16 protein-coding genes and 1 tRNA gene are annotated in these 15,761 nt (G+C 60.3%); 8 read left to right on the top strand and 9 right to left on the bottom strand.

Going from position 1 to position 15,761, the window contains the following annotated elements; translation table 11 throughout:
* The first annotated feature begins 413 nt into the window (after window positions 1-413).
* The 3 genes from QP994_RS10295 to QP994_RS10285 all read left to right on the top strand — a co-directional run bounded on the left by QP994_RS10295 (window position 414) and on the right by QP994_RS10285 (window position 2,988).
* Window positions 414-1,208: an HAD family hydrolase gene (locus QP994_RS10295; RefSeq protein ID WP_284855753.1), complete on the top strand. Its 795-nt coding sequence runs from the start codon at window positions 414-416 to the stop codon at window positions 1,206-1,208.
* A 181-nt stretch (window positions 1,209-1,389) separates the two neighbouring features.
* The gene (locus tag QP994_RS10290; protein ID WP_284866665.1) at window positions 1,390-1,929 is read left to right on the top strand and encodes a phage holin family protein; all 540 of its coding nucleotides are present in this window, start codon (window positions 1,390-1,392) and stop codon (window positions 1,927-1,929) included.
* An 87-nt stretch (window positions 1,930-2,016) separates the two neighbouring features.
* Window positions 2,017-2,988 carry an alpha/beta fold hydrolase gene (locus QP994_RS10285; protein WP_284866663.1) on the top strand — a complete coding sequence of 324 codons (972 nt, stop codon included), beginning with the start codon at window positions 2,017-2,019 and terminating at the stop codon, window positions 2,986-2,988.
* Here QP994_RS10285 and QP994_RS10280 read toward each other — a convergent pair.
* The 4 genes from QP994_RS10280 to nth all read right to left on the bottom strand — a co-directional run bounded on the left by QP994_RS10280 (window position 2,985) and on the right by nth (window position 6,303).
* Window positions 2,985-4,175 (bottom strand): MarP family serine protease, encoded by a 1,191-nt coding sequence (locus QP994_RS10280; protein WP_284866661.1) that lies wholly within the window; start codon window positions 4,173-4,175, stop codon window positions 2,985-2,987. The genes QP994_RS10285 and QP994_RS10280 overlap by 4 nt on opposite strands.
* Window positions 4,176-4,781, bottom strand: a complete 606-nt coding sequence (locus tag QP994_RS10275; protein WP_284855749.1) for an NUDIX hydrolase — start codon at window positions 4,779-4,781, stop codon at window positions 4,176-4,178.
* Between the two features lie 107 nt (window positions 4,782-4,888).
* Window positions 4,889-5,494, bottom strand: a complete 606-nt coding sequence (locus tag QP994_RS10270; RefSeq protein WP_284866659.1) for a TlpA family protein disulfide reductase — start codon at window positions 5,492-5,494, stop codon at window positions 4,889-4,891.
* A complete protein-coding gene (gene nth, locus QP994_RS10265) occupies window positions 5,491-6,303 on the bottom strand; it encodes an endonuclease III (RefSeq protein WP_284866657.1) in 813 nt (270 codons plus the stop codon). Before nth ends, QP994_RS10270 begins: the two co-directional genes overlap by 4 nt.
* A gap of 396 nt (window positions 6,304-6,699) precedes the next feature.
* On the opposite strand from nth, the gene glxR reads away from it, so the two are divergent.
* The gene (gene glxR, locus QP994_RS10260) at window positions 6,700-7,383 is read left to right on the top strand and encodes a CRP-like cAMP-activated global transcriptional regulator GlxR (RefSeq protein ID WP_284866655.1); all 684 of its coding nucleotides are present in this window, start codon (window positions 6,700-6,702) and stop codon (window positions 7,381-7,383) included.
* A 101-nt stretch (window positions 7,384-7,484) separates the two neighbouring features.
* Here the strand turns inward: glxR and QP994_RS10255 are convergent, their stop codons facing one another.
* Genes QP994_RS10255 through sp36 form a run of 3 tightly spaced genes read right to left on the bottom strand, consistent with a single transcriptional unit; the run spans window position 7,485 to window position 8,965 of the window.
* Entirely contained in the window at window positions 7,485-8,306 is an 822-nt protein-coding gene (locus tag QP994_RS10255; RefSeq protein ID WP_284866653.1) for an MBL fold metallo-hydrolase, read from the bottom strand.
* A 47-nt stretch (window positions 8,307-8,353) separates the two neighbouring features.
* Window positions 8,354-8,809, bottom strand: coding sequence for a RidA family protein (locus QP994_RS10250; RefSeq protein ID WP_284866651.1), 456 nt, complete (start codon window positions 8,807-8,809; stop codon window positions 8,354-8,356).
* A gap of 3 nt (window positions 8,810-8,812) precedes the next feature.
* A complete protein-coding gene (sp36, locus tag QP994_RS10245; RefSeq protein WP_170253116.1) occupies window positions 8,813-8,965 on the bottom strand; it encodes a Sp36 family protein in 153 nt (50 codons plus the stop codon).
* A 133-nt stretch (window positions 8,966-9,098) separates the two neighbouring features.
* On the opposite strand from sp36, the gene QP994_RS10240 reads away from it, so the two are divergent.
* Complete coding sequence (locus tag QP994_RS10240; RefSeq protein ID WP_284866649.1) at window positions 9,099-11,051, top strand: exonuclease domain-containing protein; 1,953 nt, start codon at window positions 9,099-9,101, stop codon at window positions 11,049-11,051.
* A 10-nt stretch (window positions 11,052-11,061) separates the two neighbouring features.
* Here QP994_RS10240 and QP994_RS10235 read toward each other — a convergent pair whose 3' ends face one another.
* Window positions 11,062-11,346, bottom strand: coding sequence for a WhiB family transcriptional regulator (locus QP994_RS10235; RefSeq protein WP_284866667.1), 285 nt, complete (start codon window positions 11,344-11,346; stop codon window positions 11,062-11,064).
* A gap of 307 nt (window positions 11,347-11,653) precedes the next feature.
* Here QP994_RS10235 and QP994_RS10230 point away from each other — a divergent pair, with 307 nt between their 5' ends.
* Complete coding sequence (locus QP994_RS10230) at window positions 11,654-14,032, top strand: transglycosylase domain-containing protein (RefSeq protein WP_284866647.1); 2,379 nt, start codon at window positions 11,654-11,656, stop codon at window positions 14,030-14,032.
* A 15-nt stretch (window positions 14,033-14,047) separates the two neighbouring features.
* On the opposite strand, the gene QP994_RS10225 is transcribed toward QP994_RS10230, so the two are convergent.
* Entirely contained in the window at window positions 14,048-14,497 is a 450-nt protein-coding gene (locus tag QP994_RS10225; RefSeq protein ID WP_284866645.1) for a GatB/YqeY domain-containing protein, read from the bottom strand.
* Window positions 14,498-14,531: 34 nt separating this feature from the next.
* Here QP994_RS10225 and QP994_RS10220 point away from each other — a divergent pair, with 34 nt between their 5' ends.
* Together QP994_RS10220 and QP994_RS10215 are read left to right on the top strand one after the other, a co-directional pair.
* Window positions 14,532-15,464, top strand: a complete 933-nt coding sequence (locus QP994_RS10220; RefSeq protein ID WP_284855740.1) for a metallophosphoesterase — start codon at window positions 14,532-14,534, stop codon at window positions 15,462-15,464.
* 88 nt (window positions 15,465-15,552) lie between these two features.
* Window positions 15,553-15,629, top strand: a tRNA-Pro gene (locus QP994_RS10215).
* Window positions 15,630-15,761 lie beyond the last annotated feature (132 nt).

Below are 15,761 nucleotides of genomic sequence, written 5' to 3'. Positions count from 1 at the left end.
GCCGGACGCCCCTAAATCCACACGAAATGTCCCTTAGTGCGACACGCCGCAAATCCACACGAAATGTCCCTTAAGCCCTCAAGTGGACATTCAACTGAACGCCAGGCAGCAAGCCGAACACACTGCACAGTGCCCCACCGCACAAGCAGCTATCCAGAAAATAGGGGACGGCCCGCGCTATCGGGGGGGTGCGCGGGCCGTCGGGTAACCCGGTCACGGGGGGGGTTGGACCGGGGCCGGCCACACAGTATATCGGGGCCGTGCGAGCACCATTGTTGCACATAGGCATAAAGAAATTCAAGACTTTGCAATACAATCTTCGAAATTTTTTTCGAAGACCAGCTAAATCCCCACGTAAACCCGCTATGAGCACGAAAAATGTTGCCCGTGCCAGAGCGCGCTAAACTATCAACATGTCGCCCACGACCACGGCTGCGTTCTTCGATTTGGACAAGACCATCATCGCCACGTCTTCTGCCTTCGCGTTCGGCCGTGGCTTCCTCGAGAACGGTTTGATCACCCGGCAAGAAGCGCTGGAGTTATACCTCAGCAAAGCTTCGTACATGTTTGTGGGCCAGTCCAGCAACAAGATGGATGCCACACGAGACCGCCTCGCGGAGATGGTGTCAGGCTGGGACATTGAGGAAATTTCCCAGATTGTCACGGACACGATGGGCTCCGTGGTCACCCCCGCCATTTATTCGGAGGCACGAGAACTCATTGAATACCACCGCGAAAAGGGGCATGACTTAGTCATCGTTTCAGCTTCAGCCCGCATCCTGGTGGAGCCCATTGCGAAAGAACTGGGCATTGACACCATCGTTGCCACCGAGGCTGAGGTAGTGGATGGCAAGCTCACTGGCACCATCACGCGCTACCTCAAAGGCGCAGCGAAAGCCGAGGCGATGCGTGAGCTAGCCGAGGAGCGCGGTTACAACTTGCCGGAGTGTTACGCCTACTCGGATTCCACAACGGACATCCCGATGTTGGACGTTGTTGGTCACCCTGTTGCCGTGAACCCGGAGCGTGGTCTGCGCAAGCATGCCGCGGAACACGGCTGGGAGATCCTCACGTTCAAGCACCCAGAACCGCTCATCCCCTCCCCTGGCGCCCGTGAGATCGGCATCGGTGCGAGCATTGCCGCCGGTGTCACCGCGCTCGCCGCGGTGGGCGTATGGCTGGCCCAACGCGGACGTGACGCTTCCTAGCCCACCTGCCTCCACCTGCACCTACCTGCTTCGTGGCTGCTAGGATGAGGGATCTGTGCTTATTTCAAGCATCTTTCAGGCAATGTCACGGTACTTTCGGTACTTTGAAAGGTGCGTTCAACGCGAATTCGTATGAGTTCGTGCCACCGCCGCGGCCCACCGAAGGAAGGTTTTTTACAACGTGAGCAACAAAGGCATGTACACCAGTGGCTCGACCAGCTTTAACGCAAAGGTCGACTCGATTCCCCTGCGCGATACAGACGTGACCCAGCCGGGCGCGGACTCGCTGGGCACGTTGGTGTCCAACGCCACTGAGCAGGTGTCCAGCCTGGTGCGCAGCGAGATTGAGCTGGCTAAGACTGAGGTTGTGGGTGAGGCTAAGAAGGCTGCTATTGGCAGTGGCCTGCTCATCGCAGCCGGTGTGATCTCACTGTTTTCTTCCTTCTTCTTTTTCTTCTTCCTGGCCAAGTTGATTGCTATTTGGACCAATGAGGCATGGGGCTTCGGTCTGGTCTTCTTGCTCATGCTCATTACCGCTGGCCTGTTGGCGCTGGTGGGTGTGAAGCGTTTCAAGGGCATGAAGAAGCCGGAGAAAACCATTGAGTCTGTTGGGGAGCTGAAGAATTTGGTTCCGGGTAAGGCTCAGAAGAACCTGTCCAAGGACACCTCGGAGCTTTTCACCTCCCGCAACACGGGTGAGTTTGCTTCCGGTTCTAAGTAGTCCTCGGTGAACTAGACGCATTCACCGCACGCGCTCGTGAGATAATCACGGGCGCGTTTGTGTTAGGTAAAGGGGGTGCACTGCCGTATGAAGGTCAGCCGTTTGCTGCCTCGGCTGAGGTCGCGTGTGCCGCGGCAGCCGATATCGCCGAACACGATTGCCGTGGATGGCCCTTTTGGGCATACGATGCTGCATACCCGCGGGATTCGCCTGCATGCTGCTGTGGCGGGTAACCCCCAGGACCCGCTGGTGTTGCTCATTCATGGCACCTTCGGCGCGTGGATTGATTTCCAGCATGTCATTGCACCGTTGGCCGAGGCGGGATTCCATGTTGCGGCGGTGGATATGCGTGGTTATGGCATGTCGGATAAGCCACCGAGGCAAGCGGGCAGCGATGTGTTGTTGGCTTTGGGTGATATTGATGGGGTGATCACGGCGCTTGGCCATGACACGGCTCATCTCGTTGGCCATGACACGGGTGGGGCGATGGCGTGGGTTTATGCGGCCGCCTATCCGCATCGAGTAATCTCGTTGACCTCGGTGTCCGCCGCGCATCCGCATGATCTGCGCGCACACATGGTCCGTCGGCCGTGGGAGCTCGCATACATGACGGTGCGCGTGCTCGTCGGATTGTTGCCACGCGGTGTCATTCGCGCTTGTCAGCGTTTTACGCCCACCATCTGGCGCCACGAACTCACTATTAACACCGCACCATCCTTCACTGGTACGCCTGAATTTGAGGAGGCCTTGGCGCTACGTATCCGTGCCGCCAGCATCGGTAATGCACTGCGCGGGATCGTGCGTAATTCGCGTCTGCTCACCCCGAAGCTCATCGAGTTGCCGTCCCCGCACCCGAAGTACACGTTGGACGGCCCGGTGCAGGCTCCTGTGTTGTTGCTTCACCCGCGCCAAAAAGTCTGGGACCGGATCATCGCCTACTCACTCCGCCGCGCGCCACAGGCACAGCAGTACAGCATTAAAGGGGCGAAGAATGTGCCCCACATTGAAAAGCCCGGCGCGTTCGTGGCAGCGCTCAATTCATTCCTCGCGCGCCTTTAGCCCACGCAGTTTTGCGTATCGACGCTCTCCGTCAGCCTTCCAATCTCCCCCACCACCGCATTGACCTGCTCAAGCGTGAGCGCATAGCCGGTGTTGCTGCCATCCACAGCGGTACCAAAAATCACGCCAACAACGTTGCCGTCTGGCGTGACCATCGGCCCACCGGAATTGCCCTGACGCACCTGTCCGCGCAACGTGTAGGCCTCCCTTTCGGTGCGGCCGTTGGCGTAGATATTTGGCCCAGAGATGGTCACCCTGTCGCGCACCCGCGCCGGTGTGGCCGTAAACGGCCCCGAGGCTGGGAAACCCAACACAACAGCACCATCACCGCTGCGTGCTGGGTGCTTCGCTGGAGTCAAAGGTTCGATACCGAGTGAAGGAACATGCAACACTGCGAGGTCCACCTCGGGGTTATACAGAACAACGTCTGCATCCTTCACTCCGAGCACGGTATCCACCTCAACGGCGTTGGTGCCGGCCACCACGTGCGCGTTCGTAATCACGTAATCCTGGGCCGCAACATAACCAGAGCCAGACAAGCGACGGCGACAGGTCTCTGCATCCCCTAGTACGTGCACCACGCTGGGGCGCAGAGCTTCAATCACAGCCGGATCAACATCCGCGGGATCAGGGTCCGCGACTTCTACCCCCTTGGTTTCGAAGGGGGAGACCATGGGTGGGAGCCCGGTGACGTCGATAAGCGCTGCAATCTGCTCTGGCACCTGCTTGCCCCACGTAGGCGCGGCGCTGTCCATCGCACCGAGGATGCGCGATTCGCGCACTGCGGCGCCCACGGGTCCTCCAACATTTGCGGCGACAGGCAGCGACACGAGCCAAATCACCATCGCGGCAACGATGGTTTGGAAGGCCGCGCCGAACCCTGAATCCCACCGCTGGGACGACTTGGTGCGCATGCGATCACGCAAAGCGGCACCCACTGTGGCGCCCACGATGTTGCCCACACCGACGAACAGCACGACCGTAGCCAGCACAAGCAAAACGCGCATACCAGGCACTTCTGACAATCCAACCAGAGCCGATGCGACACCAAGTCCCACAACAAGCCCCGCAACGATACCGAGCGCACCCAACCCGGCTGATAGCGCGCCACTGCGCCAACCGCTGATCAGCGCGGCAAGCAATAGGACCACAACAAAGATGTCCACGATGAGAAACCCAGAAACCATCTAGAAGCCGTACCCCTCCCCGTTACGGGATCCGCCGAGCGCTTGACGCAGGTCCACCGCATCCTTGTGTTCCCACGGCTCCTCCCATCCAGCTTCACGGATCATCACTGAAATCAATGAGGCTGTAAACCCCCACACCACATAACCATCCAACTCAAAAGCGGGCCCTGACCACCCCAAACGTGACACACGAAAGCGGTTGTCCGGGTTGATGAAGTGGGACAGGGGTGCAAAGAAAACATCATCGTTTTCTGCCGGGCTCGCCGCCCACACCGGGCCAGGCTCCTGCGCATACGCCAACACTGGGTTCACCGGGTTACCGGAGGGCCCCACCGCGATGGACTCCAACACAGCCAGGGGCGTGACCCTCGCTGGATCCAGCCCAGTTTCCTCTCTGGCCTCCCGCAACGCTGCACCAACGGGGCCGGTGTCTCCCGGATCAACCCGTCCACCAGGAAACGCCATCTGGCCGGAGTGGTTCCGCAACGTCGGGGTGCGGTGCGTGATGAGAATCTCGGCGTCCTCAGGCAAGGTGAGGGCATCCGCGCTACCGGTGAAACACATGAGCACCGCCGCATGTTTAGGTTTGCGGGATGCAAAGCGCATGTGACCTTGCATTTTGTGCACCAACCTCGCGCTTCCTGGTTGACCCAGCACGTCCGTGAGACCGCGCAACCACTGTGGCGAATGGTCAGGGTTCAACTGAACTCCCATCACAACACCTCCTCAACAGCAGCCGCGATTTCCTCAACACTGGTGAAAGGTTTAGAAAACATGCCAATGCGCTGCTCACCGCGGAACACCATGAGAATTGGTACAACCTGTGGCAGGTTCTGCGCCGCTGCAAACGCGCCAGTACTGTCCTGGTAGGACGGCAGATCCACACCGAGCTCATCCAGCAGCGCCACACCAGCTGCAGCCTTCTGGTCCGCATGCACACCCACGACGGATAACTCCGGGTGCGCCGCCGCGTACTCCTCCAACAACGGCAACTCCTCCCGGCACGGCGCACACCACCACGCCCACAGGGACACCACCGTCACATCATTCGAGCCCGGTGCAGATTCCTGCGCCTCATTGCCGCCGAGACACGGCAGTTCCACCCCGCCAATCGCGCGCACCGGGCAATCCGGGCGGGAGCCGGGGGCAACGTTGTCCGCTTGCTCCGGCGTCGCTTCCTGCGACGCTGCCGTGGACACCGTGGGTTCGGGGGCGGTGTCTGGCCCCGGGGCGACGTCGAAAAGCTTCATCGCCCCGATGATCACAAGCACTGTGGTGAGCACGATGGCGCCCACGCCGAGCAGGAAGTTACGGTTCATCGCTCTTCCCCTTCGCCGGATGCCAAGTCAAGAATGTGCTCTCGCTCAGGGCCCGTGACCAATGCTGCGGCCTCATCCCACTCGATCGGGCCGGCGCCGAAACTCGGGCACTCATACGCGATCGGGCACGCCCCGCACGCTGGTTTGCGCGCATGGCACACGCGACGACCATGAAAAATGATGCGGTGCGAGAACATCGTCCACTCACTTTTCTCAATGATCGCGCCGATCGCATGCTCAATCGCCACCGGGTCTTTTTCCTCCGTCAACGCCAGACGGTGCACGAGCCGCTGAAAGTGCGTATCCACGGTCAACCCAGGGTGATCAAAAGCATTACCGCGCACGACATGCGCAGTTTTTCGCCCAACACCAGGAAGTTTCACAAGGTCATCGAGGGATTCGGGGACCTCGCCGCCATGCTTATCGACGAGCATTTCACCCAACCCCTTCAAATGCCCCGCCTTTGCCCGGTAGAAACCCACGGGGCGGATAATCTCTCCGATCTCATCCACATTCGCAGCGGCATAGGCCTCCGCTGTGGGATAACGCCGGAAGAGTTCAGGGGTGACTTGGTTGACGCGCACGTCCGTCGTTTGGGCACTCAACACCGTGGCTACGAGCAGTTCGAGGGGGTTAGTGAAATCCAACTCAGCATGCGCATCGGGGTAGACCTGCGCCAACATCCGGTTGATGCGCCGGCCACGGCGGGTACGCCCCAATTCCGTTTCTTTCCCCTTCGCTGCTGGATGCGTGCCCGGGCGGCGGGTCCGGCGCGCAAAGTGCGGGGATGGCGAAACGGCGTCAGACATGCCGTTAACTATAGCTGTGAGGACGTCACGGTGGCCCGGAGTCACCGAAGTAGGACAACGCCTTATGATGGTCAACATGGTTACTTTTCTTGCGGCCCTCTTCGCGCCGCTGTTCCTCGCACTTTTCATCGTGGCGATGGAACGGCTGGAATCCGCAGTGGTGAACCCCCACGACTAAAGGCCGAGCTACCTCAATCTGTAGCTACTTTTCGCATGAAAACTTTTTTGGGAAAGCCCTAGGAACTCTCGCAAAAGCACGTATCAAAAGATCCAGACGTGCTAATCTAGGGACCATTGTGACTTAGGGCGCGAACTAGGTCATGGGTGACCAACTCCACAGCGCTCTGGAGTCGCTCATTTATCCCCCAGTGCCAACGCGACCAAGAAGGAGAAGCGATGGAAAGCGTACAGGACACACTGGCACGCGCCGGAATTTTCCAGGGCGTCGACCCTGATGCGGTAGTCAACCTCATCAGCGACATGCAAACGGAAACATTCCCCCGCGGTACCACCATCTTCGATGAAGGTGAACCCGGAAACACCCTGTACATCATCGTTGACGGCAAAGTGAAGCTTGCCCGTCACGCGCCTGATGGTCGCGAAAACCTCCTGTCCGTCATGGGCCCTTCCGACATGTTCGGCGAGCTGTCCATCTTCGACCCAGGCCCACGCACCTCCTCCGCCGTGTGCGTGACCGAGGTAACCACCGCCACCATGGACTCGGAGATGCTCAAGCAGTGGATCGCCGACCACCCGGAGATCTCCCAGCAGCTCCTCCGCGTACTTGCCCGTCGTCTGCGCCGCACCAATGCATCGCTGGCAGACCTCATCTTCACGGACGTTCCTGGCCGCGTGGCCAAGACCCTGCTTCAGCTGGCCAACCGATTCGGCGTCCAAGAAGGTGGCGCGCTGCGCGTCAACCACGACCTGACACAGGAAGAGATCGCACAGCTCGTTGGCGCCTCCCGCGAAACCGTGAACAAGGCCCTAGCCACTTTCGCCCAGCGCGGCTGGATCCGCCTCGAGGGCAAGTCCGTGGTCATCGTGGACACGGAGCACCTCGCACGTCGCGCACGCTAACACAACCAACTCCGGAAAACACTACAGCCGCCCAACAAACCCCAAGGTCAGGGGCAGCGGGCGACTGTAGTTTCGTATTCAGACGGAGGGAGGGGTGAGGCTTACTTCTTACCGTCGAGGTAACGCAGAGCCACGCGGGTGGACTGCTCAGCAGCACCGCGGAGAACCGGATCCACGTCGTCGTACATCTCATCTACCAATTCGGTGATGGACAGGTCATTGCCCTTCTCTTCGCGGACCTTGCGGATCTGATCGAGGCGGTACTCGCGACGGTCAATGTACTTGCGGGCAAACTCGGCCAGGTTTTCCCCATCCGGACCATGGCCCGGCAGCAGTGGGATACCCGCACCATCTTCCTCAAGCCGGGACAGGGACTCGAGGTAATCACCCAGGTCACCGTCCGTCTCCGAGATCATGGTGGTGTGACGGCCAGCGATCGTGTCACCGGTGACAATGCCTTCGAGCACTGAATCTGGGCTGTTCGGATCACCGGAGTAGATGTAGAAACACACGCAGTCGGCCGTGTGACCTGGGGTGTGCACCACCTTGATCTGCGGGGTGACGCCGTCAACCTTGATGATCTCGCCGTCTTCCAAAGGCTCTTCACCGTCGGAGCAGTACTGCTCATCAAAAGCACGCACTGGTGCACCGGTGAGCTGACGGAAGCGAGAAGCACCGTCCGCATGGTCATGGTGGCGGTGAGTCAGAAGGATGAGCGCAACCTTGTCGGCCTTCGCCTGCACGACATTGAGGTGTCCTTCATCTTCCGGGCCCGGATCGACCACGATGGAGAACTCATCCTCCGGGTCGCGGATCACCCATGTATTAGTACCCTCCAACGCGGCATAGCTGGGGTTCGGTGCCAAGACCACACCAGCGGAGGGAGTCACTGGGCGCAGCTGGCTATAAGCAGGATGCTTCATGCACTCCACCCTACCGCTTCACTAGCAGAATCGGCGAAGAGCTGCGCCTAGCGCACCTCAACAACCAGCTCAACCTCAACCGGAGCGTTCAAAGGAAGCACTGCAACACCCACGGCGGAACGGACATGCGCGCCGCTTTCACCGAAGATTTCCCCAATCAACTCGGAAGCGCCGTTGACCACGGCTGGCTGCCCATAGAAGTCAGGGGCGGATGCCACGTAGCCCACAACCTTGAGCACGCGCACGACTTGATCCAGGCCAACCTCAGCATGAACAGCTGCCAGCGCGTTCAACACTGCGGTGCGTGCAAAGCCATAAGCCTCTTCCTCGGATACCTCCGCACCAACCTTGCCGGTGGCTGGCAAAGCGCCGTCTACGAAAGGCAGCTGGCCGGATGTCCACACCTGGTTGCCTACTTTTGCGGCGGGCACATAGGCCGCAACTGGTGCGGCAACAGCGGGAAGGGTCAGACCCAATTCCTCAATACGCTCAAGCGCTCCCATGGTCTAGAGCTCCCGCTTCATGTAAGCAACCATGTTTTCCGGGTTCGGGCCAGGAGTCACGGTGACAAGCTCCCAACCTTCTTCACCCCACGTATCCAAGATCTGCTTGGTGGCGTGAGACAACAGTGGCACGGTGACGTATTCCCATTTCTTCATGGCCACCACACTACCGGGGTCTTCCACACCGCATCCCAATCGAACGACTGATCCCATTGTTCGCATGAAGTGTCGCTCCCCTCGGATACCTTGAAACTTGTAAGAACAAGGATCGGCCTGAGGATGGGCTCATATGAATTATCAGTCGGGATACGCCGTAGTGGATTTGGAGACAACGGGGTTTTCCAACCATGACCGGATCATTGAAATTGGAGTGGTGCTGCTGGACTCCCATCTTGGGGTTCAAGGCACGTGGGGAACACTCATCCAACCGCTCCGGGATATTTCGAATTCGGAGATTCATAAGATCACGGCAACGGACGTCGTTAATGCTCCTACCTTTGATGATGTGGCGTCGCACCTTGGCGGCGTGCTGAATGGGCGCGTGCTTGTTGCGCACAATGCGCCTTTTGAGCGGCGCTTCCTGGAGCATTCTTTAGAGCGTGCAGGAGTGTATGTCCATCTGCCGGCTCGGTGGATTGACACGATGGATTTGGCCTCCCACTACTTGGGGGTGAAAAAGCTGGCTGAGGCGCTGGCCCTCACCGGGATCCACAATGATTTCCCTCACTCTGCTTTGGGCGATGCCCAGGCAACAGCCGAGCTCTTCGCCCATTTCGTCACACACAATGCGGCACCAATCGGTGGCTTTTCTAGGGCTATGTGCACCACACCACCCACCTCCCCACTGAACCTGCTACCCCGTGGCGGCACCTCTCACGCAGGCGCGTGGGTGCAGAAACTGTCGCAGGCACTTCCAGCGAGCGGGCATAAGAACGAGGCTGCGTACCGTGAGGAACTGACTCGCGTGCTCATTGATCATGAGGTTTCCCGCAGTGAAATCCTGAAGCTAGAGCAGGTGGCAGTCCAGTCGGGTCTGGGACCAGACGATGTGGAGGCGATCAATGAGGAATTCATTCGCCAGCTTGTCGTTGAGGCCTGGGCCGACGGGGTGATCACGGATAGTGAGCGCGCAACATTGCTGGCCATCACTGGTGCGTTAGGGGTGGACCCGGCAATCACAGCGTCCCTGATGGAACACCCACTCACGGGTAACGTGCAGGCCAGCTTCACTCTTTGCCCCGGCGACCGTGTGGCCTTCACCGGCACCCTTGATCTCCCCCGCGAAGTCTGGACCCAGCGCGCGACGGCTGCCGGCCTCGATGTTGGGGGCGTGAAGCGCACCTGCGCAGTCCTTGTTGCCGCGAACCCGGACACCATGAGCGGCAAAGCGCAGTTGGCGCGCGAGAAGGGCGTGCCCATCATCGGGGAGACGGCATTCGCCCAGCTGCTCAGTGCGCTGGAAGCCTCCAACCGTCAGGCGCCTGAGCTTATCGACGTAGGCCGGGCCGAAGACACTGACCACGCAGTCCTGGCGCTCTTCCCCTGGCTGACCGCGGAACAGCTAAGTGGTGGTTCTGACAGCGCGGCGGTGGCTGCCGCATGGGTCTCCTCCTACCCGGAGCGGCCGCTGCATGAACTCTCCGAAGACTTGCGCCCCCACCACGCCCCTGAGGCTACTGGCGCTGGCATTGACCGGTACTTGGCCGTGTGGAGTTTGCACCACGACGAGATGCTCAGCGCCAGTGCGGACGATTTGCTCGACCTTCCCGGTGTGGGTGAGAAGCGCCGACTCAAGCTGGTGGAACTGGCGGTGGGCCTAGCCATCGATGGTGTGCCAGAAATACCCGTCGCAGCTCCCATTGCGGCGCCCCTTGTAGAAGAACCCGCGCCACAAGTGGTTGAGCCAGAGCCAGCGACCCCTGATCCAACGCCCGAAGAATTGCTACAAGAGGCATGGAGTTCGCCCTATGACCCGTTTGCGGCGGGGGTGTATGGCGGGGACATGGTGAAGCACACGGCTGTCCCTGCGCCTCAGCCAAAGAAGCGCGCACCCACGGTGTTCAAGTGGTCGGCGATCGTCTTCGTGGCGTCCTTCGTGTTGGCCATTCTCCTGATTGCAACGGTTGACACCGATGCCACGTCCTTCGCCACAGACCTATTGATCTGGGCTTTCCTCCTCAGCGGCATTACCGCTTGCATCGCGGGCGTGATCGCGTTGGTGCAGAAACTCCTGGGTAAGTAACCGGAGGCGCCTACAGGCCGATGATCTCGCGGCCGGCCTTGAGGTGCTCAGCCCAGTTGGTCACCTCAGGGTTCTTGCGCAGAACAGCACGGCGCTGACGTTCGGTGAGGCCACCCCACACGCCGAACTCAACCTTGTTGTCCAGTGCGTCAGCGCGGCATTCCATCAGAACAGGGCAACGGCGGCAGATAGCGGCTGCCTTGCGCTGTTCCGCACCACGGACGAACAGCGCGTCCGGGTCGCCCTGGCGGCACACGGCTTGGGTGACCCATTCCCCACGCTCGAAGGTGTCCACCGAATCATTCGGCTGTGGCTGCTGCTTAGGAAGGCCAGTGAAAGAAGACGGCTTGACCGGACGCACTAGGTTGGTCCGCTCCTTGAGAGGCGCGGTGGCAACTCCAAGAGTGCGGTTACTGATCGTCGTGGTCACAGCTGTCTCCTTCCAAAACGTCTTAAAGACTTCAATAGTTTTCAGTACGTCGAAATTTATGTGACGTTGTTTTGTAAGTCTAATCACGCGGTCTTAAAACTGTCGACTAGATCACACACACGGGGGTAGGTGATGATTCCGCTTCGCAAACTCAAGCCGTAGTGTATGAGGGGTGTCATCACTAGGTTCGCTAGGAAAAGTTCTTGTCGGCGTCGTTGCCGCGGGTCTCGCCACTGTGCTCACCCTTGCCCCCATTGCGGGGATCAGCGGCGCCGCCGTCAACCGTGTGAATTCGACGATGCAATCCAACCTCGCGGAGCTCACCGATGGGTCCGCCCCCGGGGTCACCACCATCACCGATAAGAACGGTGCCCCAATGGCGTGGATGTTCACCCAGCGCCGCTACGAGGTCGCGCCAGATGAGATCAGCCAGGCCGCTAAGGACGCCCTCGTTGCCATTGAGGACAGACGCTTTTACGAACACGAGGGCGTAGACATGCAGGGCTTTGCCCGCGCAATTGTGACCAACATCCTCGCAGGTGGGGTAGCTGAGGGCGCCTCCACGATCAATCAGCAGTATGTGAAGAACTATCTTCTGCTTGTCGACGCCGAGAATCCCGAAGAACAAAGCGCCGCCGTCGAGCAATCCCTCCCCCGCAAACTGCGCGAGATGCGCATGGCGTCTGATCTGGACAAGAAGCTATCCAAAGAGGACATCCTGGCGCGCTACCTAAACCTGGTTTCTTTTGGCAATCATGCATTTGGCATTGAGGCTGCTGCACGCACCTACTTTGATACCTCGGCGGCTGAATTGACGGTTCCGCAGGCAGCGATGCTCGTGGGCATGCTGCAATCCTCCGAGCTGCTCAACCCGTACACCAACCCAGAGGGTGCAACGAACCGCCGTAACACGGTGCTGCAGGCCATGGTGAGCTCGGGCTACCTCGCCCAGGCGGAGGCCGACCGTTTTGCAGAGGAACCCCTAGGGATCTTGGAGGAACCCGCTCTCCTCCCCCGTGGCTGCATCGCCGCTGGCGATGCAGGCTTCCTGTGCGATTACGCGTTGCGCTATCTGGACAGCAAAGGCTTGTCCATGGAAGAACTCGAGGGTGGTGGCTACACCATCACCACCACCCTCGACCCAGAGGTCCAAACCATCGCCCACGAGGCTGCGGCCGGAGCGGTCAATCCCACCCAGCAGGGTGTGGCCGAGGTGATCAACGTGGTTGAACCCGGCGAGGATTCCCGCCGCATCCTGGCCATGACCTCCTCCCGTGGCTACGGCCTCAACCAAGAAGCAGGCGAGACTGTGCTGCCCCAAACCTCCACTCTGGTGGGCAATGGTGCTGGGTCCGTGTTCAAGATCTTCACTGCAGCCGCCGCATTGGAGAAGGGCTACAACCTTGAGTCTGAGCTCGATGTTCCTAACCGTGCTGTGGTGTACGGCATGGGTGAAGGTGGCGCCCGCAACTGTCCGGCGGGTGCCTACTGTGTGGAAAACGCCGGTTCCTACGCCCCCAAGATGACGCTGCGGGATGCGTTGGCGCAGTCGCCGAACACATCTTTTGTGGAGCTCATTGAGGACGTGGGCGTGGAAGAAACCGTGGACATGGCCGTCCGCCTTGGTCTTCGCTCCTACGAGGATGCTGGCACCTTTGACGGTGAGAGTTCCATCGCTGACTACTTCCGCCAGAACAACCTGGGCTCCTTCACCTTGGGCCCCACCCCGGTGAATCCGCTGGAGTTGTCAAATGTGGGGGCAACGCTGGCATCCAAGGGCATGTGGTGTGAGCCTAACCCAGTGGAAAAGGTCGTGGACCGCCACGGGGAAGAAGTATTCATCGAGCGCCCTCAGTGCCAGCAGGCAGTATCCGAAGACCTCGCCGCCGGTCTTGCCGGTGGCATGGCTGAGGACGCCGTCTCCGGCACAGCCAAAGACGCTGCCGGTGCAAACGGCTGGCGCGGACCGGTGGCCGCCAAGACAGGTACAACGGAATCACACCAGTCCTCCGCCTTCCTCGGTTTCAACAACGGTTTCGCTGCCGCCACCTACATCTATAACGACGGCACACAAACCACCCCGCTGTGCACCGGCCCGGTGCGCCAGTGCTCCAGCGGCAGCCTGTTCGGTGGCCACGAAGCGGCTCGATCCTGGTTCGCCATGGCCACCCGCGTCGGCGCACAAGATGCTGGACTACCTGCACCGAGTGCGCTGTTTGACCCGTCGGCACGCAAGGAATTGCTCAAGCGCGCGGTGGGCATGCACAAGGATGAAGCCCGCACCATGTTGGAGGACGCTGGCTTCCGGGTGCGTGAGACCACCACGTCAGGCACGGGTAAACCCCGCGACGAGGTGGTGAACACCCGCTCCGCCTCGGACGCTGGACCGAACTCAACGATCACGCTGGTCCTGTCCGATGGCTCCCCCGCCCGCGAGGACTCCCGCGACCGCAACAGGCAGGACGACGGGGATTCCCCCACCTACAGCCGCGAGGACTTTGAGCGGGAGTTAGACCGCTTCGCCGATAGCCTCACGGACCTCTTCGGTTAAGCCCCCGCAAAGCGCCTAAGCCAGACGCTCCCGCACCGCGGTGGACAGGCGCTTGCCGTCTGCACGACCAGCGGCCTTCTCCGTAGCCAGCTTCATCACTTGGCCCATCTCCTTCATGGAGGTGGCGCCGGTTTCGGCCACGGCTTCGTCGATAAGCTTGGCCACCTCTTCATCGCTGAGCTGCTCCGGCTGGTAATCCTCGAGCACAGCAACCTCGGCGAGCTCCGTATCCGCAAGATCCTGGCGTCCATTTTGCGTGTAGATCTCGGCGGATTCGCGGCGTTTCTTGATCTCGCGCGCGATGATCTTCAGCACCTCATCATCCGTGAGCTCGTGCTTCGTGCCTTCCGTTTCCTCAGTCTGAATCGCGGCGAGCAGCATGCGAATCGCACCAAGGCGGGTCTTATCCTTCGCCTTCATTGCTTCTTTGAGGTCGTAGGCGATCTTCAATTTCAGTTCACTCATGGTCCCGAGCGTAGTCGAGGGTAGTCTTGGGCGAATGAGGAAGCGTTTGGCACAAGTAGCCCGCGTGGGCGCAGGACTCGCAGGTCTCGGCGCGGCAGCGTTCGCGTTCGGCGTGAGTGAGTTAACAAAATTCCAGCTCAAAACATACGAGCTGCCCATTCTTCCGCCCGGCACGTTGCCACACAATCCGCTTATCGACGCCTCCCGGCCCCCCTCCTTCACCCTCCTCCACGTCTCCGACCTCCACATGATCCCGGGGCAGAAAACGAAGGTGGCGTGGGTCAGCGCCCTTGACGCGTTGAACCCGGATCTGGTGGTGAACACCGGCGACAACCTCTCCGATGAGCGCGCCGTCCCCGATGTCCTTAACGCCCTCGGCCCGCTGCTGGATCGCCCCGGCGTCTTCGTCTTTGGCACCAACGACTACTGGGCCCCACGCATGGTTAATCCGCTGAAATACCTGCTGGACCAGAAGCGCGAACCCTCGTACGTGGACCTGCCGTGGAAGGGCATGCGCGCCGCCTTCATCGAACGCGGCTGGCAGGACGCCACCCACGCCCGCTTGGAATTCAAAGCTGGTGGCCTGAAACTCGCTGTGACTGGCACTGACGATGCCCACCACGACTTCGACGATTACGACTTTGTCGCCGGCGCCCCCAACCCCGCCGCCGACCTAGCCATCGGTGTCACCCACGCCCCCTACCGTCGCGTCCTGGACCGCTTTGAGGCTGACGGCTACGACCTAGTTCTGGCCGGCCACACCCACGGCGGACAAATCTGCCTCCCCGGTGGCCACGCCCTAGTGACCAACGCCGACATTGACCGGGGGCGCGCCTCCGGCCTCCACCGCTACGGCAAAATGTGGCTCGAAGTGTCCAACGGCCTAGGCACATCCAAGTTCGCCCCGGTACGCCTGTTCTGTCGCCCGTCCGCCAGCCTCATCCGGATCACCGAACGCCCGGAATAGCCCCGAGCTGGCGTTTTGGCAGTCTTCGCACCGTGGACTAAAGTATCCCGAGTACCACACCACGGCCCCGGCCATGGTTTTGATACACCGGGATATGGCGCAGCTTGGTAGCGCGCTTCGTTCGGGACGAAGAGGTCGCAGGTTCAAATCCTGTTATCCCGACCACACATCAAACCCCCTCAGACGAGGGTTAAGGGTCAAAAAGTGTGTCTGGCCCCGACGTGTCGTGGGGTTAGATTTGGCCTTTTTGGATGCCGATTGAGTGGGTGTACTCGGTGTCGATACCGTTGTCGTAGA

It is taken from the genome of Corynebacterium sp. MSK044, assembly GCF_030232825.1.
Classification (GTDB): Bacteria; Actinomycetota; Actinomycetes; order Mycobacteriales; family Mycobacteriaceae; genus Corynebacterium.
This window is presented reverse-complemented; position numbering and strand designations above follow the sequence as displayed.